Origin of the sequence: Sediminibacterium soli (genome assembly GCF_009939225.1) — a bacterium.
GTDB classification, from domain to species: Bacteria; Bacteroidota; Bacteroidia; order Chitinophagales; family Chitinophagaceae; genus Sediminibacterium; species Sediminibacterium soli.
This window is the reverse complement of the sequence record NZ_JAACJR010000006.1, coordinates 186,333-209,043: the sequence shown is the minus strand read 5'-3', so window position 1 is coordinate 209,043 and position 22,711 is coordinate 186,333. Positions and strand designations below refer to the sequence as shown.

17 protein-coding genes are annotated in these 22,711 nt (G+C 51.4%); 11 read left to right on the top strand and 6 right to left on the bottom strand.

Annotation, left to right across the window (positions count from 1 at the left end; genetic code table 11):
- Nucleotides 1-86: 86 nt before the first annotated feature.
- The gene (locus tag GWC94_RS04800) at nucleotides 87-491 is read right to left on the bottom strand and encodes a hypothetical protein (protein WP_161833898.1); all 405 of its coding nucleotides are present in this window, start codon (nucleotides 489-491) and stop codon (nucleotides 87-89) included.
- Nucleotides 492-716: 225 nt separating this feature from the next.
- Between GWC94_RS04800 and GWC94_RS04795 the strand changes: the two genes are divergently transcribed.
- A complete protein-coding gene (locus GWC94_RS04795; RefSeq protein ID WP_161833897.1) occupies nucleotides 717-986 on the top strand; it encodes a hypothetical protein in 270 nt (89 codons plus the stop codon).
- A gap of 42 nt (nucleotides 987-1,028) precedes the next feature.
- Nucleotides 1,029-2,282 (top strand): serine hydrolase, encoded by a 1,254-nt coding sequence (locus GWC94_RS04790; RefSeq protein WP_161833895.1) that lies wholly within the window; start codon nucleotides 1,029-1,031, stop codon nucleotides 2,280-2,282.
- A 66-nt stretch (nucleotides 2,283-2,348) separates the two neighbouring features.
- Here the strand turns inward: GWC94_RS04790 and GWC94_RS04785 are convergent, their stop codons facing one another.
- Nucleotides 2,349-3,338, bottom strand: coding sequence for an aldo/keto reductase (locus GWC94_RS04785; protein WP_161833893.1), 990 nt, complete (start codon nucleotides 3,336-3,338; stop codon nucleotides 2,349-2,351).
- 85 nt (nucleotides 3,339-3,423) lie between these two features.
- On the opposite strand from GWC94_RS04785, the gene GWC94_RS04780 reads away from it, so the two are divergent.
- Entirely contained in the window at nucleotides 3,424-4,470 is a 1,047-nt protein-coding gene (locus tag GWC94_RS04780) for an NAD(P)-dependent alcohol dehydrogenase (RefSeq protein WP_202628643.1), read from the top strand.
- A 111-nt stretch (nucleotides 4,471-4,581) separates the two neighbouring features.
- On the opposite strand, the gene GWC94_RS04775 is transcribed toward GWC94_RS04780, so the two are convergent.
- The 3 genes from GWC94_RS04775 to GWC94_RS04765 are packed head-to-tail and all read right to left on the bottom strand — an operon-like array spanning nucleotide 4,582 to nucleotide 8,455.
- Nucleotides 4,582-7,239, bottom strand: a complete 2,658-nt coding sequence (locus tag GWC94_RS04775) for a TonB-dependent receptor (protein ID WP_161833892.1) — start codon at nucleotides 7,237-7,239, stop codon at nucleotides 4,582-4,584.
- Nucleotides 7,240-7,279: 40 nt separating this feature from the next.
- Complete coding sequence (locus GWC94_RS04770; RefSeq protein WP_161833890.1) at nucleotides 7,280-7,534, bottom strand: hypothetical protein; 255 nt, start codon at nucleotides 7,532-7,534, stop codon at nucleotides 7,280-7,282.
- 60 nt (nucleotides 7,535-7,594) lie between these two features.
- Nucleotides 7,595-8,455 carry a GLPGLI family protein gene (locus GWC94_RS04765; protein ID WP_161833889.1) on the bottom strand — a complete coding sequence of 287 codons (861 nt, stop codon included), beginning with the start codon at nucleotides 8,453-8,455 and terminating at the stop codon, nucleotides 7,595-7,597.
- A gap of 186 nt (nucleotides 8,456-8,641) precedes the next feature.
- Between GWC94_RS04765 and GWC94_RS04760 the strand changes: the two genes are divergently transcribed.
- Nucleotides 8,642-9,076, top strand: a complete 435-nt coding sequence (locus tag GWC94_RS04760; protein WP_161833887.1) for an FKBP-type peptidyl-prolyl cis-trans isomerase — start codon at nucleotides 8,642-8,644, stop codon at nucleotides 9,074-9,076.
- Between the two features lie 146 nt (nucleotides 9,077-9,222).
- Here the strand turns inward: GWC94_RS04760 and abc-f are convergent, their stop codons facing one another.
- Nucleotides 9,223-11,130 (bottom strand): ribosomal protection-like ABC-F family protein, encoded by a 1,908-nt coding sequence (gene abc-f / locus GWC94_RS04755; protein ID WP_161833886.1) that lies wholly within the window; start codon nucleotides 11,128-11,130, stop codon nucleotides 9,223-9,225.
- Between the two features lie 201 nt (nucleotides 11,131-11,331).
- Here abc-f and GWC94_RS04750 point away from each other — a divergent pair, with 201 nt between their 5' ends.
- The 7 genes from GWC94_RS04750 to GWC94_RS04720 all read left to right on the top strand — a co-directional run bounded on the left by GWC94_RS04750 (nucleotide 11,332) and on the right by GWC94_RS04720 (nucleotide 22,703).
- Nucleotides 11,332-11,919 (top strand): bifunctional nuclease family protein, encoded by a 588-nt coding sequence (locus tag GWC94_RS04750; RefSeq protein WP_161833885.1) that lies wholly within the window; start codon nucleotides 11,332-11,334, stop codon nucleotides 11,917-11,919.
- Nucleotides 11,916-12,737 carry a 4-(cytidine 5'-diphospho)-2-C-methyl-D-erythritol kinase gene (gene ispE / locus GWC94_RS04745; protein ID WP_161833883.1) on the top strand — a complete coding sequence of 274 codons (822 nt, stop codon included), beginning with the start codon at nucleotides 11,916-11,918 and terminating at the stop codon, nucleotides 12,735-12,737. The genes GWC94_RS04750 and ispE overlap by 4 nt, the downstream gene beginning before the upstream one ends.
- Nucleotides 12,738-12,905: 168 nt before the next feature.
- Nucleotides 12,906-17,438: a glutamate synthase large subunit gene (gltB, locus tag GWC94_RS04740; protein ID WP_161833882.1), complete on the top strand. Its 4,533-nt coding sequence runs from the start codon at nucleotides 12,906-12,908 to the stop codon at nucleotides 17,436-17,438.
- Nucleotides 17,439-17,582: 144 nt separating this feature from the next.
- Nucleotides 17,583-19,055: a glutamate synthase subunit beta gene (locus GWC94_RS04735; RefSeq protein ID WP_161833880.1), complete on the top strand. Its 1,473-nt coding sequence runs from the start codon at nucleotides 17,583-17,585 to the stop codon at nucleotides 19,053-19,055.
- 216 nt (nucleotides 19,056-19,271) lie between these two features.
- Nucleotides 19,272-20,618 carry an ammonium transporter gene (locus GWC94_RS04730; RefSeq protein WP_161833879.1) on the top strand — a complete coding sequence of 449 codons (1,347 nt, stop codon included), beginning with the start codon at nucleotides 19,272-19,274 and terminating at the stop codon, nucleotides 20,616-20,618.
- A 162-nt stretch (nucleotides 20,619-20,780) separates the two neighbouring features.
- Entirely contained in the window at nucleotides 20,781-21,815 is a 1,035-nt protein-coding gene (locus GWC94_RS04725; protein ID WP_161833878.1) for a porin, read from the top strand.
- Between the two features lie 129 nt (nucleotides 21,816-21,944).
- Nucleotides 21,945-22,703 (top strand): lysophospholipid acyltransferase family protein, encoded by a 759-nt coding sequence (locus GWC94_RS04720; RefSeq protein ID WP_235918459.1) that lies wholly within the window; start codon nucleotides 21,945-21,947, stop codon nucleotides 22,701-22,703.
- Nucleotides 22,704-22,711 lie beyond the last annotated feature (8 nt).

The following is a 22,711-nucleotide window of genomic DNA, read 5'->3' as shown; positions in this document are numbered from 1 at the left end:
CCGTGTAGGCAATGCTGCTGCGATACCACCCTGCAACCATTTAACCATGTAACCATTCAACCATTTAGCCATTTGACTATTACAACTCACCCGCCCCTCCAGCCCTTCCGCTCCTTCTCCATCAGCTGGATGATCCTGTCTTTATCGTCTATCGTTTTCTCGAGTTTCTCTATTTGTTTGTTGAGAACGCCGATAACATCGTCTTTTGAAGTGAAATAAACCTGCTGCTCTTCGTTCAGGTCGAGCAGCTTCCTTTCCGGGCCGGTGGCATAGGGCGAAAGCAGCATGCTGCCTTTGCCGGTTACCAGCCATACCAGGCTCAGATCCGGGTATTGCTGCTTGATCCGCTCGAGTATATCGGAGCCGATGGCGCCCTTGCCCCGCAGTTGTTTACCCAGGTACCCGTTGGAAAGCGCACAGCTATGCTCAAAAGCATAGGCAGTGATACCGTGAAAACACAGGTATTCCTGTAATCTGTCAACTAATCTCATCAGGTATAAATACGTTAGAAAATAGGGTATTATTTTTTCCTGATTTCATAGACCAAATCATAATATTGTGTTTGTATTAGTCATTACGAAATAAACAGTCGCTCATAAATCCTGCAACAGGATTTATACGCATTATTGCCTTATTTTTCACGGGCGTATTTACCGCAGGCAATATTCGAACCTACCCATTGCATCGTAAGACAGGCCCAACTAAACCTTATTGCCATGCCTGTATCCACCAAACGGCAGGTAAGCCTTACGGTCTTATCCCCCGAAGAAATCCGCAACCCGCTGCTGGTTGCAGACGAGCTCTTTGATTTCGCAGACATCGATGATGTTCGCCGGTTGCTATGGCTTTGGCTGAAAACCAGCGTTACCGGCGGTTTTCAAAAACAGCTGGGCAGGCCGGAACGCGAAGCCATCCTCGAATTGTACGAAAAACTCGAGAAACTGGTGGAAGCCGCCTACCTGCTGCAACAGGCAAAAAGAAGCTGATCTGCAGGGTTCGTTATATTTGACGGCCCATACCTGTCTGCCATGAAAAACATCCTGTCCCTGCTGGTCACCTGTTGCTGTATTGCCGTGTCTCTTCCGGCAGAGGCGCAGGAAAAAAACAGCGAATGGCTGAAGCAGCTCCTGTACAGCAAAGCTTCTCCCCTCCTGAAAAAAGTGCTGGATCACCCCGACAGTTTTCAGTACCAGATCATCTATACGCAGATCAGCCGCGACAGCCGGAACCGGCCTTCGTTTGAGCAATACTACCTGCATACCGACAGGGACCGGTATTATAACCCTGCCTCAACCGTAAAGCTGCCGGTGGCGCTGGCTGCACTCGAAAAGATACATGCACTCAAGCGGTACGGTGTAGACAAGTATACGCCTATGCTGACCGACAGCGGCTGGCATCACCAGACGGTGGTGCATGCAGACAGCTCTGCCGGCAACGGACTGCCCTCTGTTGCACAATATGTAAAGAAAATATTCCTGGTAAGCGATAACGATGCCTATAACCGTTTGTATGAATTCAACGGGCAGCAATCCCTCAATGAAACCTTACAAAAAAAAGGCTACCTGGACACGCGTATCGTAAGAAGGTTTGTTGGGATGACAGAGGAAGAGAACCGGCATACCAACCCCATCCGTTTTGTAAAGGATACGCAGACGCTGTATACGATACCGCCTGCGTACAGCACCCTGGCATTTGACTACAGCAAACAGGTACTGGTGGGACAGGCGCATTGGGACAAAAACGATTCGCTGATCCATGCGCCGATGGATTTTACCCGTCACAACAATTTCCCGCTGGAAGACCTGCAGTATATGCTGCAATCCGTCGTCTTTCCCGGGTCCGTTCCTGCCAGAAGACGTTTCAGGCTGGGCGCTGAAGACAGACAGTTCCTGCTGCAGTACATGTCGGAACTTCCGTCTGAAAGCAGGTTTCCCAATTACGATACCACGGAGTTCTTTGACAGCTACACCAAGTTCTTTCTGTACAAGGCCGGCAAACAGAAACCGCCTCCCTATATCCGCATCTTCAATAAACCGGGCTGGTCGTACGGCTACCTGACGGATGCCGCCTATATCGTCGATTTCCTGCACAATACGGAGTTCATGATCAGCGCCAATATTTATGTAAACAGGGATGGAGTGCTGAATGACAACAAATACGAATACAACGAAACCGGCTACCCCTTTTTCAGAGAGATCGGTGAGATCATTTACCAGTACGAATTAACCCGACCCAGGAAATACAAACCGGTACTGGACGAGTTCAGGCTCAGCTACCGGTAGGGGGAAATTGCCGATTTGTGATGGCCGATTGCCGATGGGGATTCTTTGCAATTTTCCGCAGCGCCTTTATGCATTGATCCTGCCCATCATATTTTCGGGATAGCGAAGACCGCTGGCGATACCGGGAGGGAAAACGGCGTCTATTCTTTCCAGGTCGGATTGGGTAAGCTGCACATTCAGTGACCCGATGTTTTCCTGGAGGTATTTCAGACGCTTGGTACCCGGTATCGGAAAAATATGGTCGCCCTGGGCCATCACCCAGGCAATGGCCAGTTGGGAAGACGTGCAGCCTTTTTCGACCGCAATCTCCTCCACTTTTTGCACCAGCGCCAGGTTTTTGTCAAAATTATCTCCCTGGAAACGCGGAGAAAACCTGCGATAATCATCCTGCGCCAGGTCTTCAAATTTCCGGATCTGTCCGCCGAGAAACCCGCGGCCCAGAGGGCTGTACGCCACAAATGCGATACCCAGTTCCCGGCATGCATCCAGCATCCCTTCTTCGGGGTCTCTTGTCCACAGGGAATACTCGCTTTGCACCGCCGTTACCGGAAATACCGCGTGTGCCCTGCGCAGGGTATTCACCGATACCTCGCTCAGACCGATCGCTCTCACTTTTCCCTGCTGCACCAGTTTTGCCATGGCCTCCACGGTTTCTTCTATCGGCGTTTCGGGGTCTACCCTGTGCAGGTAATACAGGTCGATGATATCCGTATCCAGTCTTTTCAAACTCGCTTCGCAGGCCGATTGCACATACGCGGGTTTACCGCTGAACCCGCGTTTGGCGGGATCAGACGGGTCGCGAAGAATGCCAAACTTGGTGGCCAGTACAATCCTGTCGCGGACTCCCTTCAGCGCTTTTCCTACAAGCACCTCGTTCGTGAACGGTCCGTATACATCCGCCGTGTCCCAGAAATTCACACCCAGATCCAGCGCCTTATGCAATACGTCCAGGCTCTCGGTATCATCCGTCTCACCGTAGAATTCACTCATACCCATACAACCCAAACCCAGCTGTGAAGCTTCGAGTCCCTGAGAACCCAGTTTTCTTATCGCCATAAACATTCGTTTATATAAAGTTCATAAAAACCGCTGATCCGTCATGAGGAATTCTTTGCGATATTTGTATACACAAACAAAACACATGATAGCAACAAAAGCATATGCAGCGCAGTCTGCCACCACTCCCCTAACCCCTTTCGGTCTGGAAAGAAGAGAACCCGGCGTCCACGATGTTCAGATAGAGATACTGTACTGCGGTGTCTGTCACTCCGATATTCACCAGGTACGCGATGAATGGGGCGGCTCCATTTTTCCGATGGTACCGGGTCACGAGATCGTTGGCCGCATTACGCATGTTGGCGATAAGGTAACCAAATTTAAAGTGGGCGACCTGGCCGGCGTGGGTTGCTTTGTCGATTCCTGCCGCAGCTGTCCAAACTGTAAGGCCGGCATTGAACAATATTGTGATGAAGGCATGGTAGGCACCTATAACGGCAGGGAAAAAAAGACCGGCGCACCCACTTACGGCGGGTATTCCACACAAATCGTGGTGGATGAAAACTACACGCTGCAGATATCACCCAAACTGCCGCTGGCAGGTGTGGCGCCATTGCTTTGCGCGGGCATTACCACGTATTCACCGCTCCGCTATGTAAAAGTGGGCAAGGGACAGAAAGTGGGCGTTGTGGGTCTTGGCGGACTCGGGCATATGGGTGTAAAATTTGCCGCCGCATTTGGTGCGGAAGTGACCATGCTCAGCACGTCGCCTTCCAAAGAAGCCGATGCAAAAAAACTGGGAGCGCATCATTTTCTGCTTACCACCGATACAAAGGCAATGAAGGAGAAAGCCAGTTATTTTGATGTGATACTGAATACGGTTTCAGCGCCGCATCAATATGGCGACTACCTCAACCTGCTCGGCACCAACGGAACCATGATCGTGGTGGGTGTTCCGCCATCCCCGTCTGAGGTACCTGCCTTTAACCTGATCATGAAACGCCGCAGCATCATCGGCTCACTGATCGGCGGTATTGCCGAAACACAGGAGATGCTCGATTTCTGCGCCGAACACAATATCGTGTCGGATGTGGAAGTCATCGATATCAAAGACATCAACGAAGCTTACGAGAAAGTGATCAGGGGCGATGTACGTTACCGCTTTGTGATCGATATCGCCACCCTGAAATAAATGGTATGGCCGGGCCGGGCCATCGGGTTTGCATTTCGTATTTTTCATAAGCACATGAAGAAAACAGCCATGCATAAGAACCACCCGACAGCGCCGCCCGGCCACCCTGCATCAGAACCTGAAATAGCATTTCAGCAACGCCATCCGCGGACGGATGGTATAGGCCGCGCTTGAAATGCTGTTGGCAGACATGGATACATTGGTATACTCATCCGTGCCCATGATATTCGTTAAAGAGAATTCGATATTGGATTTTAATTTGTCGAGATAATACGTCAGGTACAGATCGGCAAAAGTTACCCGCACATCCTGTGCACCGGGTACGAGATATGTATAATTATCGGCTGCCAGTTTTGCCGTGAGCGTTTTGCTCAGCGTAATGGCTGCATCTGCAGAATGCAGCCATTTTTTCACCGCCGGTGTGGCAGAGCGTTTACCGCCGTCCGGCAGACTGGCATTGCTGGCGGTAAAACTGCCGTTGTATCCAACGGTCAGCCAGCTTGCAAATTTGGTGTTGGTGTTCAGTCCCGCAACATACATATCGTTCTGCACGGCCAGCAGGTCTCCGTTCTGGAACTGGTTGGCCCTGGATCTTGACCAGCCCAGCTTGCCGCCGATGGTTGTCATCAGCGGAAACAGGTATTTGCTGATGCTGGCAGAAGTTGCGATACTTGAATAACCGTTGTTGAAAGGAATCAGACTCGCCTGTTGCACCAGTGAGCTGATCTGCTGCCGGCTGATGGTATTGCGCTCAAAAACGCTGTACGAAACACCCAGCGAAAAGAAAAATATCTTAAGTGTGTTCCTGAAATTGTAGGAAGCGCTGAGACTATGGCTTGTTGACTCGTTCAGCAAACTGCCGTTGGAATAAAAATCGCGGTAGCTGCGCATGATATACCCGTCGTACACCTGGTCGATACCACCCCAGTTGTTGCCATACGAATACCCCAGCGAAACAAAGTCTTCCTGACCCGTATTGTACCGTAAGCTTACCCTCGGTGTTACCGGAAAATCGCGCAGGTTACCGCTTTGCTTTCTGCCTGTATACCGTATGTTCTGGTACACAAGCGGCAGTGAGAGGGAAAAAACGATCTTATCAGTGATATACGAATAATCCGCCTGCACATACACACGCAGTCTGTTCCACTCGAGCCGGTTGATAAAACTGTCGGCCACCAGCGCTTTACTGCCGCTGTTCTGCTCGGATGATAACAGCGAATTCAGTTCCTGCTGCTGGTAATTGAACCCTACGCGGTACCGCTGCTTTAATTTGGAACCGGGGATCCCGAAACTGAGGTAATTCTCCGTATACCAGGTAGGCACGGCGCCTGTTTGTTCAAGTCCCGCATAAGGCTGTCCGTTGTTCAGCTGCGCGGCAAATAAGCCCGGGCGCACCTGTAATGTGGCGGGATTGGATACCCGGTTGAGAAATGAATACAGCTCATAACTGGATCCCCTGCGCAGCTTGCGGATTAAATTAAACCGGTTGGAGATATTCGCAGTGGTTCCGCTAAACTTCTGCGCCAACGCACCGTTGCCCGTGGCTAACAGGCTGGAGGAAATTTCCTGCGGGGTGTTTTCCAGTATGGTCACATTATTCAGTAAATAATCTTCGCGGTTGGCGGTCAGCGTAAACTGCGTATTGAAGGTATTGGTCGATTTCCTGCTGTCCAGTGCTTCGGCATACCGAACGGTATCGTTCGGCAGATAATAGGTTGCACGGTAGCGGTAAGACTGAAATTGTTTGTCGGCAAGAAAATGTGCATTGATACGCAGCTGCCAGTCTTTTTTCAGGTTTACCAGATCGTTGGCCGTAACCAGCACGGCATTATTGAACAGCGAACGTTTCCGCGAAATATCAGGCGTACCTGCCGTACTGGCGCTCATCAGCGAAGCCGGCGGTGTATTTTCCGATCCGAAAAAATTGGTCACATCATCGGCCAGGTCGTTGCCGGTGTTATTCAGTTTGGTATAGTTGATGAATTTCACCTGTTTCCTGAACAGCATCAGATTTGCGGAAGCATTGTATACACCCGGTGTTCCCGCCGCCGCATCCCCGGTACCCATCAGGCGAAGACGGGCTTTGTCTTTCAGCACAATGTTCATGGCAGCCTGGTCGCTCGGCACCAGGTCTTTCAGCACTTTTGCCGGCTGGTGATTCTCGAGTACCTGCACTTTTGATACCGCATCGGAGGGAATGCTTTTGGTGGCAATATTGTATTTTCCGTCGAGCAGGTTATCACCCTCGATATAAAAACGGTTGATCGGTTTTCCACCGTAGGATATCTGCCCCCTGTCATCCACCTCCACGCCCGGCAGTTTTTTGATCACATCGCCAATGGTGCGGTCCTGTTTCTCGCTGAAAGAAGCCACATCGTAGTTCAGTGTATCGCCTTCCCTGCGCAGCATGGACCGGCTGTTTACCGTTACATTGGGCAATACCTCCTTTGTTCCGCGCAGCCTGAAATCGGATCGCTGGTCGGCCGAAACCAATGCCACCGTTTGTTTGGCAAAACCCAGCGCGCTGACGGTCACCGAAAGGGTATCTTTTACAGAAGCAGCCGTATGCCGCAGTTTGTAACCGCCGCCTGCATTGGTGATGGCGAATGCAAGTATCACCCCGTTCTTTTTTACCAGCGTTACGCTTGCGGCTGCTACCGGTTTGCCGCTGCTGTCCGCTACCATGCCGGAGGCCGTTACCTGCGCGTGCAGCGAAGCCGCGGCACAGACCGGGAGCAGCACCATCAGTATCCTGTAGCTCAGCTTCATGATCAGGGATGGTTTTTTTCGAGGGGATTATTCAATATTTTCATGCGTTTTGGCGGACCACCATAAACACCTTTCCGCCCACCGAGTCGCGCACCATTTTATCATAACTCTGGTAAGCACTGTATTGCTTTCCCAGCAGCAGGATCATCGTTTCGGTATACGGATCACCGGGCTGGCTTGTATCATTGATATGGGTGAAGCGGTATTTGACCGATGCAAACGCCTGGCCGCTGATCTGCGCGCCGGCGCCCCATGCCAGCAGGCATAGGAACAGGCAAACAATCATATTTTTCATAAACAGTTTTTACTGGTTGTCCGCAAAATAAACTATTTATTTAGTTATATAACTATTTTATTAGTTTTTCTCTTCTTTTTCTATCGGATTATTGAATTGTCTTGGCCTGGTTGCCTGTCCTGCAGACGTTATTCCGCCTGAAACAGTGCCCGAGAACCGCAGTGTACCCGCTGCAACATCAGTTACGCCACCGGCTGCCACCTGCTGCATTAACGCTTCGCGGTATTGTTTGTATTCTTTCGGCGTGGTTTTAATAGCGGTTGCCGGAATGGCAATTTCAATTGCGGTATCTTTTACCGCTTTGAATTCCGTTAACGTAAATACCACTTCTTTTTTGGTATCGTAGGCTTCCAGTATCAGCCCGGGCAGTCCGCCCAGTTTCCACGGACCGTTGCTGTAGGGCAGCTGCGCCGCAAACCAGGCTTCGTAATCCCTTCCCTTGAACCGGCCGTTTGCTTTCTGACATGGCATCCCCATGATCTGCCGGGTATCGGGCGCTATCGCCCAGTCGATCGCGGGTGCGGGCTCCTCCACCGAAAACAGTTTCATACCTGCCATAGCCAGGTACGACAGCCTGTTTTCAGCCGACAGTTTGATATAGGAGTTGGCCAGCTGCCAGTTTTTCATATCACCGGCAGGAACCGAAACAGCCTGTATATTGCCGACCCCGGTTGTTGTTACATTACGCAGCGCACCCAGGCTGACGATGTTGCCGCCCGGACCGTTCTGCATATCGTTTGCATAACGGCTCATGCTGCTGCCGAGGTACAGGATGAATTTTTGAACCAGGGGCTTCTCGGGCTGGGTGGTGTCTGACACATGTGTAAGCGTATAACGCGCCGTGGCCAGGGCCTGATCGGTTTGGGCTGATACGGTCACGCAAAAGAACGCGCCCGGAATAAGGGCAAGGATTTTTTTCATAAACAATGGTTATAAGATGGATGCAACCGGCCAGGGGGGAGTGAGCCGGCTGTTTCTGCAATATAGTTTTTTCTCACCGACCAGGTCACAGAAAACGGCCTCAGACGCTTTTGGGGGATATCAGGAGCCGCTTCACAATTCCTGCATTCCATACAACAGTTCCCTTACCTTCGCAAAAACACACGTATGGGAGCAGCAGAACAACTGGCGCAGGCAAAAGCGCAGAAAGCAGCCGCCAACCTGCAGGCGGGACAGGAATTCCTGGCATCCAATAAAAACAGGCCGGATGTTGTAGAACTGCCAAGCGGTTTGCAATACGAAGTACTCACAGAGGGCAATGGTCCCAAGCCAAATGAAATGAATACCGTTACCTGTCATTACCACGGCACCCTGACAGACGGCACCGTTTTCGACTCTTCGGTGCAAAGAGGAAGACCCGCAAGCTTTCCGCTGAATATGGTGATCAAAGGCTGGACAGAAGGTCTGCAGCTGATGCCCACCGGCAGTAAATGGCGTTTTTTCATTCCACCGCATCTCGGTTACGGCGACAGGCAGGTAAGCGCACAGATAGGACCCAACAGCACACTGGTGTTTGATGTGGAGCTGATTAGCTTTACGTGAGAATTACGGATTAGTGGATTACGGATTAACGGATCGCGTTTTTTCTCTCCGTCGCAGGTTCCTGGCCGCAGAGAACAGGTATTGTCCGCCGGAAAAATCCATAATCCACTAATCCGTAATCCACCAATCCATCATCCCCCAATCGCTTAGTCCATCTCACTCAACTCCAGCCAGCGCATTTCCTTCTCTTCTATTTCGTTGGTGATGGCGGTCATTCTTTCGCTGAGCTGCTGCAGTTCATCGAAGGGAAGATTTCCGCTGCTCATTTTTTCGGTGATGACCGCTTTTTCTTTTTCCAGCAACGGCAGTTCTTTTTCCAGGGTTTCAAATTCGCGTTTTTCCTTGAATCCTTTTTTCTTCCGCGCTTCCGCCGGTGCCGCGTCGCTTCCGTTCTCTTTTCCGGGGCTGTCTGTTTTTCTTTGTAAGGCTTCGGTTTTTGTGCCCGCTGCCTCGTTGCGCTCCTGTTCTTTCTGCGATAAACGGTACTGCGTATAGTTACCCGGAAAATCGGTTACCACACCATCGCCTTCAAATACGAAGAGATGATCCACAAGGCGGTCCATAAAATAACGGTCGTGGCTTACGATCAGTACGCAGCCCTGGTATTCGCTGAGAAAATTCTCCAGAACCGCCAATGTGGGCAGATCGAGGTCATTGGTAGGCTCATCGAGTATCAGGAAGTTGGGGTTGCGAAACAGTATGGTAAGCAGTTGCAGTCTTTTCTTTTCTCCGCCACTCAGCGATTCAAGATAGGTATACTGCTTATCGGGCGTAAACAGAAATAACTCGAGGAACTGCGCGGCGCTCAGACTGCCGCCATTGGCCAGCGGGAAGTTCTCTGCAAAGGTCTTCACGTATTCTATCACCCGCATATTCTCCCTGATCACCAGTCCCTGCTGCGAGAAATTACCGAATATCACCGTGTCGCCAATATTGATCTTGCCGCTATCAGCAGATTCAATCTGCTGTATGATGTTCAGGAACGTTGATTTTCCTACGCCGTTCTTACCAATGATACCTATCCGCTCACCTTTGCTGAAATTGTAATCAAACCCTTTCAGCACCGCCAGGTCACCGTAACTCTTATACACTTTTTTCATCTCCACCACTTTACCCCCCAGCCGGCTCATCTTGACCTGCAATTGCAGTTGTGCGTCTTCTATTTTCTGTTTGGCGCGGCTCTCCACATCATAGAACCTGTCCTGCCTGGCCTTGCTCTTGGTGGTACGGGCCTTGGGCTGTTTGCGCATCCATTCCAGTTCTTTGCGGTATTCGTTCTTTGCTTTATCGATGCTGGCCAGTTCGCTTTCTATGCGGGCTGCTTTTTTCTCTACGTAGTTCTCATAATCGCCGGTATACACATACATGTTCTCTCTTTCGAGCTCCCATATTTCCCCGCAGACCGCATCGAGAAAATAGCGGTCATGTGTTACCAGCAGCAGGGTTACGTTTTCCTGGTTCAGGTAATTTTCAAGCCATTCGATCATACCAACATCCAGGTGGTTGGTAGGCTCGTCCATCATCAGCAGGGTATGTTTGTGGTCAAACCCGATATCGATCAGGGTTTTGGCCAGTGCAATCCGTTTCCGCTGTCCGCCGCTGAGGTCTTTTACCGGCTGGGCCAGGTGATGAATATTGAGCTTCGACAATATCTGTTTCACTTTTACCTCAAAATCCCAGGCGCCCAGTTCATCCATCCGCACAAAAAGCTGCGCAAGTTTTTCACCGTCCTCGTTCTCGCTGGCCACTTCGTACTCCCGTATCACATTCAGCACGGGGTGGTCATTATGAAAGATATTTTCCAGTACGGTTTTTTCCTCATCAAATACGGGATCCTGTTCAAACAGCGCCACCGTTACGTCTTTGTGAATAAACAGTTTTCCTTCATCGGCCGTTTCGGTGCCGTTCAGGATGCGGAGCAAAGTGGATTTACCCACCCCGTTCCGGGCGATCAGGGCAATTTTATCGCCCTCACTGAGATGAAACGAAATATTACGGAAGAGCGGGTTGATGCCATAACTCTTGGTCAGACCCTCGACAGAAACATAATGCATGCGGCAAAGGTGGGGTTAATTTGAAGATGAGACAATTTGAAAATTTGACAATTAGACAATTTGAAAATGAGAGCATGGTTGTATTGCTTGCCGGGGGGCTTCTATCCATTAAACAATTCAACCATGCGACAATCCGCCCCCAAACCCATTTTCAAATTTTCAAATTGTCAAATTTTCAAATTCGTTACTTTCGTATCCGCTATGAAGAAGATCGAACTGGAAATTGTGGCTCTGTCGCACAGTATTACGCAAACGCATTCCTATGCGGTGGTTTTGGGCGAGGTCAACGGTTTACGCAGGCTGCCGATCGTAATCGGCGGTTTTGAAGCCCAGGCCATTGCCGTGGCGCTCGAACATATGCAACCCAGTCGCCCGCTCACCCACGACCTGATGAAAAACTTCATGAACGCCTTCAGCGTAGAACTCCAGGAGATCGTGATCAGCGACCTGCAGGAAGGCATCTTTTACTCCAAACTGGTTTGTTTCACCGAACATGATACCATTGAGATCGACAGCCGCACCAGCGATGCGCTGGCCCTGGCGGTACGATTCGGCTGTCCTATTTACACCTATGAGAACATACTGGAAAGCGCCGGTATCCTGATGGAAGACAGCAATCCCAAAAAGCCCAAACCCGAAGCCGTGGGTGTAGAAGAAACCGGCAGCGCCCGCGAAGACCTGAGCGCGATGAACCTCGACGAACTGGAAACCCTGCTGAACGAAGTGCTGGAGCAGGAAGACTATATCCGGGCCATCTCTATCCGCGACGAGATCAACAAAAGAAAATGATCCTGTTCCCTAACTGCAAGATCAACCTGGGACTGCATATCACCCGCAAACGGGAAGACGGGTACCACGATCTTGAAACCATTTTTTACCCGCTGGCATGGCAGGATGCGCTGGAATGTATCCAGGGCGCCGGCGGCGATGAAGCCGTTTCGCTCACCACATCCGGTATTCCCGTTTCAGCGGCGCCGGAACAGAACCTCTGTGTAAAAGCCTGGCACCTGCTTAAAAAAGACTTTCCGCAGATCGGCCCTGTGCGCATGCACCTGCATAAAAATATCCCGATGGGCGCCGGTCTCGGCGGCGGCAGCTCCGACGGTGCATTCGCTTTGCGTTTGCTCAACGATTTTTTTCAGCTTCCTCTTTCCACCGATCAGTTGCTGGACTACGCCCTCCGGCTGGGCAGCGACTGTCCGTTCTTTATCCTGAACCGCCCCTGCCACGCCACCGGAAGGGGCGAAAAGCTGCAGCCGCTGGCACTGGATCTTTCCGTCTACCGCTTTGTACTGGTGCATCCCGGCATACATGTGTCTACCGCCGCCGCTTTTTCCGGTATACAGCCCCGGCAACCCGAACAATCACTCGCCACCCTTATCAATTCTCCGGTTGACCGGTGGAAGCAGCTGCTCACGAACGATTTTGAAGCCACTGTTTGCGCCCTGCACCCCGAGATCGCGGCGATCAAAAAAACACTGTACGAAGCAGGCGCCGTATACGCTTCCATGAGCGGAAGCGGAAGTGCCGTATACGGGCTGTTTAACCGCAACCACCAGCCCCTGCCGGCGTTTCCTGCCGGGTATACCACCTATACCACAGGTTAACAAATGTTAGTTTTATGATAAGACATTTTTCAATAACTCCAACGTTTTATTAAATATTATTCACGTTTCTGGATAATTAGTCCTGATCGGTTTTGACAAACCCGGATTTTTTTGTAATTTTCCGCAACGATTGCCTGCCTTTTATTCAAGTCTCAAAATTCGGTTGACATGCTTGTGCCTACTCAAAACGGGGGATTGTATGATCCTTCGTATGAACGTGACGCCTGTGGTATAGGATTCGTAGCAAATATCAAAGGCAATAAATCCCACGACTATATTTCGGATGCACTGACCGTGCTGGAGAATATGGAACACCGCGGTGCCTGCGGCTGTGAAAGCAATACCGGCGATGGCGCCGGTATCATGCTGCAGATCCCGCATGAATTCTTTTTTGACGAATGCCTCAAACTGGGTGTGCACCTTCCCTCCTTTGGTAAATACGGGGTGGGTTTTCTGTTCTTTCCCAAAGAGATCAGGCTTCGCGAAGAATGCCGCGCCATCTTTAACCGCTCTGCCGAAAAATTAGGGCTGGAGATACTCACTTACCGCAAAGTGCCGGTTAACAAAGAAGACATCGGTCAGACCGCATTGTCTGTAGAACCCTGTATGGAGCAGGTGTTCGTGACCTGTCCGGATGCCATCACCAACCCCGATGATTTCGAAAGAAAACTGTTCGTGCTCCGCAATTATGCGAGTCATACCATCCGCAACACGGTAAGACAGGATGAGATCGGTTTTTATATTTCTTCGCTGTCGTACAAAACCATTATTTACAAAGGCCAGCTCACCAGTATGCAGGTCAGGAATTATTTTCCCGATCTGAGTGATAAGAGAATGGTGTCTGCATTCGGACTGGTGCATTCCCGTTTCGCCACCAATACCTTCCCTTCCTGGAAACTGGCGCAGCCTTTCCGTTATATTGCGCACAACGGCGAGATCAATACGCTGCAGGGCAACCTTAACTGGCTTCGCACCAGCGAGAAAGGGTTTACTTCGCCCTATTTTACCAAGGAAGAAATGGATATGCTGCTGCCGATCGTAACGGGCGGACAATCCGATTCGGCCTGTCTTGACAATATGATAGAACTGCTGACGCTTACCGGCCGTTCGTTACCGCATGTGATGATGATGCTGATACCCGAAGCATGGGACGGCAACGAGCAGATGGATCCTGTAAAAAAAGCATTCTACGAATTCCACGCCTGTATGATGGAGCCATGGGACGGCCCGGCCTCGATCTCCTTTACCGATGGCAGGATGATCGGCGCCACGCTGGACCGCAATGGTCTGCGCCCCTCCCGCTATACCGTTACGCACGACGACAGGGTGATCATGGCCTCCGAAACCGGGGTATTACCCATCGACCCATCGCTGGTAAAAGAAAAAGGCAGGCTGCAGCCGGGCAAGATGTTTGTAGTGGATATGGAACAGGGAAGGATCATCAGCGATGAAGAACTCAAACAATCCATCTGCTCGCAGAAACCTTATGCAGAATGGCTCAACAAATACAAGATACGCCTCGAGGAACTGCCCGAACCCCGGGTAATGTTCACACACCTGGAACACGAGCAGGTATTCAAATACCAGAAAGCATTCGGCTATTCAACCGAAGACCTGGACACCATCATTGCACCGATGGCCATCGACGGAAAAGAGCCGATCGGTTCCATGGGCACAGACGTTCCGCTGGCGGTATTGAGCGATCAGCCGCAGCACCTGAGCAGTTATTTCAAACAGCTTTTTGCGCAGGTTACTAACCCGCCTATCGATCCCATACGGGAAAGAATGGTGATGTCGCTCGCCACCTTTGCGGGCAGCAATGGCAACCTGCTGGTGGAAGACCCGCTGGCCTGCCATAGCGTTGCGCTGAAACACCCCGTGCTGAACAACCACGAACTGGAACAGATCAGGAGTATCGATACCGGTATCTTCCAGGCAAAAACCCTGCAGACCTATTTCCGCGCCGATGGCAAACCGGGCTCGCTGAAAGCGGGCCTCGACCGTTTGTGCCGTTATGCCACCGATGCGGTGGAAGACGGATTTGAAGTGGTGATCCTGACCGACCGGGCGATCGATTCCGATCACGCACCCATACCCTCTTTACTGGCCACGGCTGCCGTACACCACCACCTGATCAGGAAGGGGTACCGCGGGCAGGTAGGCATCATCGTAGAAGCGGGCGATGTATGGGAAGTGCATCATTTTGCCTGTCTGCTGGCTTTCGGCGCCACCGCCATCAACCCCTACCTGGCACTGTCGTCTATCCGCGATATGCGCCTGGACGGCAAAATGCAGACAGATCTCGATCCCGAATACCTGAAGAAGAACTATATCAAGGCGGTGAACGAAGGACTGCTCAAAGTGTTCTCTAAAATGGGCATCTCCACACTGCAGTCTTACCAGGGCGCGCAGATATTCGAGATCATCGGACTGAACAGATCGGTGGTAGACCAGTATTTCACCGGCGCCACATCACGCATACAGGGCATGGGACTTGACGAGATCGCGAAAGAAACCCTTTCCAAACATTTCTTTGCCTTCAGCCGCAAGGAACTGCCGGTGGACAGGCTGCCGGTGGGCGGTGTTTACCAGTGGAAACGCAAGGGCGAATTTCACCTGTTCAACCCGCAGACGATACACCTGCTGCAGCACGCCACAAAATCAAACGACTACACCAGCTTCAAGAAATATTCGAGACTGGTGAACGACCAGGCCGAAAAAGCCTGCACACTGCGCAGCCAGTTCCGGTTTAAACACAACAGGCCGTCCCTATCGATCGACGAGGTAGAACCGGCAGAGAATATTTACAGGCGTTTCGCCACCGGCGCTATGTCGTTCGGCTCCATCTCCTGGGAGGCGCATACCACGCTTGCGGTGGCCATGAACCGTTTGGGCGGCAAAAGCAATACGGGCGAAGGCGGCGAAGACGAGATCCGTTACCAGCCCCTCGCCAACGGCGACTCCATGCGCTCGGCCATCAAACAGGTGGCATCGGCGCGTTTTGGCGTTACCAGCTATTATCTTACCGAAGCAGACGAACTGCAGATCAAAATGGCGCAGGGTGCCAAGCCAGGCGAAGGCGGCCAGCTGCCCGGGCATAAAGTGGATGACTGGATCGGTAAAACAAGACATGCCACACCGGGTGTGGGACTGATCTCGCCCCCGCCGCACCACGATATTTATTCCATCGAAGACCTGGCCCAGCTGATCTTCGACCTCAAGAATGCCAACCGCGCGGCACGTATCAATGTAAAACTGGTGTCGAAAGCCGGTGTGGGTACCATCGCGGCGGGCGTGGCAAAAGCAAAAGCCGATGTGGTGCTGGTATCGGGCCACGATGGCGGAACCGGCGCCTCTCCCATCAGTTCCATCAAACATGCCGGCTTACCCTGGGAACTGGGTCTGTCGGAATCGCACCAGACGCTGGTACGGAACAAACTCCGCAGCAGGGTGGTATTACAGGCCGACGGACAGATGAAAACAGGCCGCGATATCGCGATCGCAACGCTGCTCGGCGCAGAAGAATGGGGCGTGGCCACGGCGGCATTGATCGTGGAAGGCTGTATCATGATGCGCAAATGCCACCTGAACACCTGTCCGGTGGGCGTTGCCACACAGGACCCCGAACTGCGCAAACGCTTTACGGGAGACCCGGATCATGTGGTCAATTTCTTCCGTTTTATCACCGAAGAACTGAGAGAGATCATGGCCGAGCTGGGTTTCCGCACCATTAACGAAATGATCGGCCAGGTGGAAAACCTGGAAATGCGCGACGATATCCACCACTGGAAATACGGCCAGCTCGACCTGTCGGCGATACTGTACAAGGAACCCGCTTCTGCCGAAACCGGGCTGTACAAGCAGGAAGAACAGGACCACGGCATCAGCGATGTGCTTGACTGGAAACTGCTGAAAGCCGCACAGGCTGCCATCAACAACGGCCAGCGTGTGGCTGCCTCCTTCCCGATAAAGAATACGGACAGAACGGTGGGAACGATCCTTTCAAACGAGATCACGAAAAAGTACAAGGCCGAGGGGTTACCCGAGGATACCATTCACTTTACCTTCAATGGCACTGCGGGACAAAGCTTCGGCGCTTTCAATACAAAAGGCGTAACGCTGGAACTGGAAGGCGATGCAAACGATTATTTTGGAAAGGGACTGAGCGGCGCAAAGCTGATCGTGTATCCTTCCAAGCAGGCATCCTTTGTTCCGGAAGAGAACATACTGATCGGCAACGTGGCTTTCTACGGCGCCACTTCGGGCGAAGCATTTATCCGCGGTAAGGCCGGGGAAAGATTTGCTGTACGCAATTCAGGCGCGCGGGTAGTGGTGGAAGGCGTGGGCGATCACGGATGCGAATACATGACGGGCGGACTTGCCGTGATACTCGGCGGCACAGGCAGGAACTTTGCCGCGGGTATGAGCGGTGGTATTGCCTATGTATATGATGTACGTTCGCGTTTTGAACAGAACTGCAATACCGAAATGGTAGACCTCGACCCGCTTGACCAGGAGGATGCCAGAACGCTGAACGATATGATCACAAAGCACTATGCCTATACCGGAAGCACGGTTGCCAAATTCCTGCTGGATGATTTCGAGAACCAATTGAAGCATTTCATCAAAGTGTTCCCGAGAGACTATAAAAAGGTAATGAGCGAACGAACCGAAAAAGCAAAAGTGAAAAGCGAAAAATAATGATTTGCGGATGTATGGATTACGGATTCGTGGATTACGGATTATCCGAATGCAGCGGTAACGCGCGTTCCCGAAAAAATCCACAAATACATCATCCGCCAATCCATAATCAACCAAATTCAGCCAAGGAATAAAAGCGACGATATGGGTAAACCAACAGGTTTTATAGAATTTACGAGGGAACTGCCGGGAAAAAGAGCGGCCAAAGAGCGCATCCATGACTATAACGAATTCGTGGAGCGTTTTCCCGAACAGAAACTGAATGAGCAGTCGGCCAGGTGTATGAACTGCGGCGTACCGTTCTGTCACAGCGGATGCCCGCTGGGCAATATCATACCCGAGTTCAACGACGCGGTGTACCGCAAAAGCTGGGAAGAAGCCTACGATATCCTGAGCGCCACCAATAATTTTCCCGAGTTTACCGGAAGAATCTGTCCTGCTCCCTGCGAAAGCGCCTGCGTACTGGGTATCAACCAGCCGCCTGTGGCCATCGAGGAGATCGAAAAACACATTATCGAAATCGCATTCGACAAAGGATTTGTAAAACCGCGCAAACCCAATCTCCGTACCGGCAAAAAAATAGCCGTGGTGGGATCGGGACCGGCGGGTCTTGCGGTTGCGGCGCAGCTTAACTATGCCGGACATACCGTTACCGTATACGAAAGAGACGATGCACCGGGTGGATTGCTTCGCTATGGCATTCCTGATTTCAAACTCGAGAAATGGGTGGTTGACAGGCGTATTGCGCTGATGGAAGAGGAAGGCATTATTTTCAGGTGCAATGCCAATGTGGGTGGCAATACCAGCATCAACGACCTGCTGCGCGAATCGCAGGCGGTGGTACTGGCCGGAGGGTCTACCATTCCGCGCAACCTGCCGGTACCCGGCAGGGAACTGAAAGGTGTTTATTACGCGATGGATTTCCTGAAACAGCAGAACAAACGGGTAAGCGAGAAAGCGGTGGAGGAAGAAGATATTTTTGCCACGGCAAAAAACGTGGTGGTGATCGGCGGCGGCGATACCGGAAGCGATTGCGTGGGCACTTCCAACCGCCACGGCGCTTTGTCGGTAACCCAGTTTGAGTTGTTACCCAAACCGCCCGAGAACAGAACGAGTTCCATGCCCTGGCCATCCTATCCTATGCTGCTGAAAACAACTTCCTCGCATGAAGAAGGTGCGCACCGGCATTGGGCCATCGCCACCAAGGCATTTGTGGGGGATGCCGGCGGACAGCTGAAAGCGCTGAAAGTGGTAGACCTGGAATGGAAAACACCTGCAGGCGGCGGCCCCGCCAGTTTTGAAGAAGTCAGCGGCTCGGAACGCGAAATACCCTGCGAGCTGGCCTTACTGGCCATGGGATTTGTTCACCCCCAACACGAAGGATTGATCAGGCAACTGGAAATAGACCTGGATGAAAGAGGCAATGTAAAAGCCGGCGAGCAAACCTACCAGACCAGTATCCCCAAGATCTTTACGGCGGGTGATATGCGCCGGGGACAGTCGCTGGTGGTATGGGCCATAAGCGAGGGCCGGGAATGCGCCCGTAAAGTAGACGAATACCTGATGGGCCATTCGGTGCTGGAAAGCAAGGATCGCAGTTTTCTTACAAATATTTAATTTTGCAATATCATTTGTTCTTAAATCCCGCCGGTGGCGGGATTTTTTATTTTACAGGGGATTTTGACCGATTTCCAAAAAACTGCCCGGATCTTATATTTTGTATAGTAAAAATAAAAATGTTAATATTTTTATTAACTAAATCATTTTTTCTTTCTACTTTAGTGAAATAATAATTCATATATATTTTTTATTATATCACTAAACCCTGTGGAGATGCAAAAACTGACATTTAAACAACTGGCACCATTCTTAGTGCTGGTGGCTGTGGCCATCGCAGCGATCTTTATTCCCTCTTTTCCTGCTTTTGATGATGGCGGCAAGTACAGCACGGCTGATATTGCCTGGATGATCGTGGCAACGGCCCTGGTATTTCTGATGACACCCGGTCTTGCCTTTTTTTATGGCGGTATGGTACACCGCAAGAATGTGATCTCAACCATGATTAAAAGCGTGGTGGCTGCCGGAGTGGTCAGCATCATCTGGGTGGTGATCGGGTACGGCCTTTGTTTCGGCCCTTCCATCGGCGGTTTTGTGGGAGACCCTACCCCGCATCTTTTCTTTAAGAACGTGGCATCGGGCGCTCCCTGGAGCCTGGCACCCACCATCCCGCTGACACTGTTCGCGCTGTTCCAGCTGATGTTTGCGATCATTACCCCCGGTCTGGTGGTAGGCGCCGTAGCTGAGCGGATTCGGTTCACGGCCTATATCCTGTTCATCGCCCTGTTCAGCCTGCTGGTATACGCCCCCATCGCGCACTGGACCTGGCATCCCGATGGTTTTCTCTTCAAAATGGGCGTGCTTGATTTTGCAGGCGGCACCGTAGTGCATATCTCTGCCGGCTGCGCGGCCCTTGCCGGCGCGCTGGTGCTGAAACGCCGGCAGTCGCACATGAGCCATATCGAAGTGCCCCCTGCCAATATCCCCTATGTACTGATCGGAACCGGATTGCTCTGGTTTGGCTGGTTTGGCTTTAACGCCGGTTCGGCCGTAGGCGCATCTTCTCTTGCGGTGTCCGCCTTCGCCACCACCAATACAGCTGCAGCAGCCGCTGGTCTTTCCTGGATGTTCTTTGATGTACTGCGCGGTAAAAAACCTTCTGTACTCGGTTTCTGTATCGGCGCCGTGGTTGGCCTGGTTGCCATCACTCCCGCAGCCGGTTTTGTAGCCATTCCGCAGAGCATCTTTATCGGCGTTGTGGCGGCCATCATCTCCAACCTGATCTCTTACTGGAAAACCAAGACAAGCCTCGACGATACACTCGATGTGTTCCCCTGCCACGGTGTGGGTGGTATGGTGGGTATGCTGATGACAGGCATTTTTGCCACAAAGACCGTGAACGCAGCCGGCGCCGATGGCCTGCTGTACGGTAACGCTTCTTTCTTTCTTACACAGCTGAAGGCGATGCTGATTGTGGTTACCTACAGTTTTGTGGTATCGTTTGCCATCTTCAAGTTCATCAATTTTGTACTGCCGCTTCGTGTAAGCAGCGAGGAAGAAGAGATCGGACTGGATGCTTCGCAGCACGATGAGAAATACGGAAGAACCCCACAGATCGCATAGGATCGCTGTTTCCTATACCTAACGAGTGAGACCGGATGAACCCCTCTGACCAGGTTTGTTCATCCGGTTATTAAACCCTTAAAAAATAAGGTACAGCCATATGGTAAACCTCTGACCAGGTTTAGCGGCTGTACCTATTTGTTAATCATAAAACCCATTGCAATGTTACACAAAATTTCTGCTGCATGTCTCGGAATTTTCGGCTGTGTTACGATGTATGCACAGACTGATTCGGCAAAAAAATCAACAACCAGTTTCACCGGTTCGATAGATGCTTACTATCGTTTTAATTTTTCCAACCCGCCCGGTGCAACCAATAACCTCACCAGTTTTACCAACTCGCAGAATTCATTTGAACTCGGTATGGCATCGCTTCGCGTTGACCATAGTTATGGCAAGGTGTCTGCCACCGCCGATATCGGTTTTGGCAGAAGGGCGCAGGAGTTTTCGTATAACGATGTGGGTAATACGCTCACGGCCATCAAACAGGCATTTGTAAGCTATGCACCCTCCGATAAAGTGAAGTTCACATTTGGCAAATGGGCCACACATGTGGGCTGGGAACTGCTGGATGCCTATGCCAACCGCAATTACAGCATGTCTTACGGGTTTTCGTATGGCCCTTTCTTCCACACCGGTCTGAAAGCGGATATATCGCTGGGCGGCAAAACTGCGCTGATGCTCGGCATCGCCAACCCCACGGATTATGTAACCACTACCTCTACCGTAAAAGTGGTGCTGGCACAGCTGAGCACGGCAACCAAAAATGATAAACTGAAAGCCTGGCTGAACTTCCAGGGAGCCACCGGACTCACGCATATTAACCTGGTGGTGAACGGCGTGATCAGCGACCAGTTCAATATCGTTTACGACGGAAACCTGCAGTCCACCAAACAGGGCACACAGAATTCCAGCTGGAAAAGTCATGCGGTATACCTGAACTACGACCCCGTGTCTGCCTTCGGACTGACACTGCGTGCGGATTATTTTGACGACAGGAAGATCAACCCCCTGCTGGGATCAGCCAACAAAATGTTTGCACTCACGCTTTCGGGAAATGCAAAGATCGATAACCACCTGACCGTTATTCCCGAGCTGCGGCTTGACAATGCCAGCGGCAAGGTATTTACCGACAGCAAGGGCGCTCCCATCAAGGGAACAGGAACATTTATCCTGGCGGCCACCTACAAATTTTAATACGCGGCGGATAAACAAGCAATCATTCTTCTGATCGAACAAAGAAAGAGCAACACCATTGTTGCCCTTTCTTTATTCAGGAACACCAATTATTGATGCCGGTTATGAATTAGGGGGTATTTTCGGTTCATGAAACCCCTGCTGCGGCTTATTCAATACCTGTATTGTCTGTATGCGCTGCTGATGTTCATCGTGATCATGCTCCTCGTATTTCCTTTTGTCATGCTCTCGCTGCTGTTTGGCAAGGTCAGGGGTGGCAATATCATTTACCAGTTATGCAGGCTATGGGGCACCATCTGGTATTTCCTGACCGGCATCTCTCACCAGGAAATTTATGAAACACCGCACGACAGGAGCCGGCAATACATTTTTGTTGCCAACCATATTTCCTATATGGACATACCGCCCATCGTAATGACCGCCCACCAGCCGGTTCGTGTGCTTGGCAAAGCAGAGATGATACGGATACCCGTATTTGGATGGATCTATCGCGCAGCGGTGATACTGGTTGACAGAAGCAATCCCGAGACCAGGGCCAAAAGCGTGCGGGCGCTGAAAGCCGCACTCAGGCAGCATATCTCGATATTTCTTTTCCCCGAAGGCACATTTAACGAAACGGGCAAACCGCTTAAAGTTTTTTTTGACGGGGCCTTCCGCATCGCCATCGAAACACAGACCCCTATCAAACCCATGCTTTTTGTGGATACGCCGGACAGGCTGCATTACCGCGGACTGTTTGAACTGACGCCGGGGCCCAACCGCGTGGTTTACCTGGAAGAAGTTCCCGTGCAGGGTCTGTCATCCCGGGATATCGGCATGCTGAAACAAAAAGTATACGATATGATGGATGCCGGCCTGAGGCGATACCGCAGGTATCCTTCTGCCTAAAGCTTATT

What these genes read in the sequence shown, in the direction of transcription:
- GWC94_RS04780 (WP_202628643.1), top strand. Translation starts at nt 3,424, where the DNA reads ATGATAGCAACAAAAGCATATGCAGCGCAGTCTGCCACCACTCCCCTA.
- ispE (WP_161833883.1), top strand. Translation starts at nt 11,916, where the DNA reads ATGATCCTGTTCCCTAACTGCAAGATCAACCTGGGACTGCATATCACC.
- GWC94_RS04770 (WP_161833890.1), bottom strand. Translation starts at nt 7,534, where the DNA reads ATGAAAAATATGATTGTTTGCCTGTTCCTATGCCTGCTGGCATGGGGC.
- GWC94_RS04765 (WP_161833889.1), bottom strand. Translation starts at nt 8,455, where the DNA reads ATGAAAAAAATCCTTGCCCTTATTCCGGGCGCGTTCTTTTGCGTGACC.
- abc-f (WP_161833886.1), bottom strand. Translation starts at nt 11,130, where the DNA reads ATGCATTATGTTTCTGTCGAGGGTCTGACCAAGAGTTATGGCATCAAC.
- GWC94_RS04790 (WP_161833895.1), top strand. Translation starts at nt 1,029, where the DNA reads ATGAAAAACATCCTGTCCCTGCTGGTCACCTGTTGCTGTATTGCCGTG.
- gltB (WP_161833882.1), top strand. Translation starts at nt 12,906, where the DNA reads ATGCTTGTGCCTACTCAAAACGGGGGATTGTATGATCCTTCGTATGAA.
- GWC94_RS04800 (WP_161833898.1), bottom strand. Translation starts at nt 491, where the DNA reads ATGAGATTAGTTGACAGATTACAGGAATACCTGTGTTTTCACGGTATC.
- GWC94_RS04795 (WP_161833897.1), top strand. Translation starts at nt 717, where the DNA reads ATGCCTGTATCCACCAAACGGCAGGTAAGCCTTACGGTCTTATCCCCC.
- GWC94_RS04785 (WP_161833893.1), bottom strand. Translation starts at nt 3,338, where the DNA reads ATGGCGATAAGAAAACTGGGTTCTCAGGGACTCGAAGCTTCACAGCTG.
- GWC94_RS04725 (WP_161833878.1), top strand. Translation starts at nt 20,781, where the DNA reads ATGTTACACAAAATTTCTGCTGCATGTCTCGGAATTTTCGGCTGTGTT.
- GWC94_RS04760 (WP_161833887.1), top strand. Translation starts at nt 8,642, where the DNA reads ATGGGAGCAGCAGAACAACTGGCGCAGGCAAAAGCGCAGAAAGCAGCC.
- GWC94_RS04750 (WP_161833885.1), top strand. Translation starts at nt 11,332, where the DNA reads ATGAAGAAGATCGAACTGGAAATTGTGGCTCTGTCGCACAGTATTACG.
- GWC94_RS04735 (WP_161833880.1), top strand. Translation starts at nt 17,583, where the DNA reads ATGGGTAAACCAACAGGTTTTATAGAATTTACGAGGGAACTGCCGGGA.
- GWC94_RS04775 (WP_161833892.1), bottom strand. Translation starts at nt 7,239, where the DNA reads ATGAAGCTGAGCTACAGGATACTGATGGTGCTGCTCCCGGTCTGTGCC.
- GWC94_RS04720 (WP_235918459.1), top strand. Translation starts at nt 21,945, where the DNA reads ATGAAACCCCTGCTGCGGCTTATTCAATACCTGTATTGTCTGTATGCG.
- GWC94_RS04730 (WP_161833879.1), top strand. Translation starts at nt 19,272, where the DNA reads ATGCAAAAACTGACATTTAAACAACTGGCACCATTCTTAGTGCTGGTG.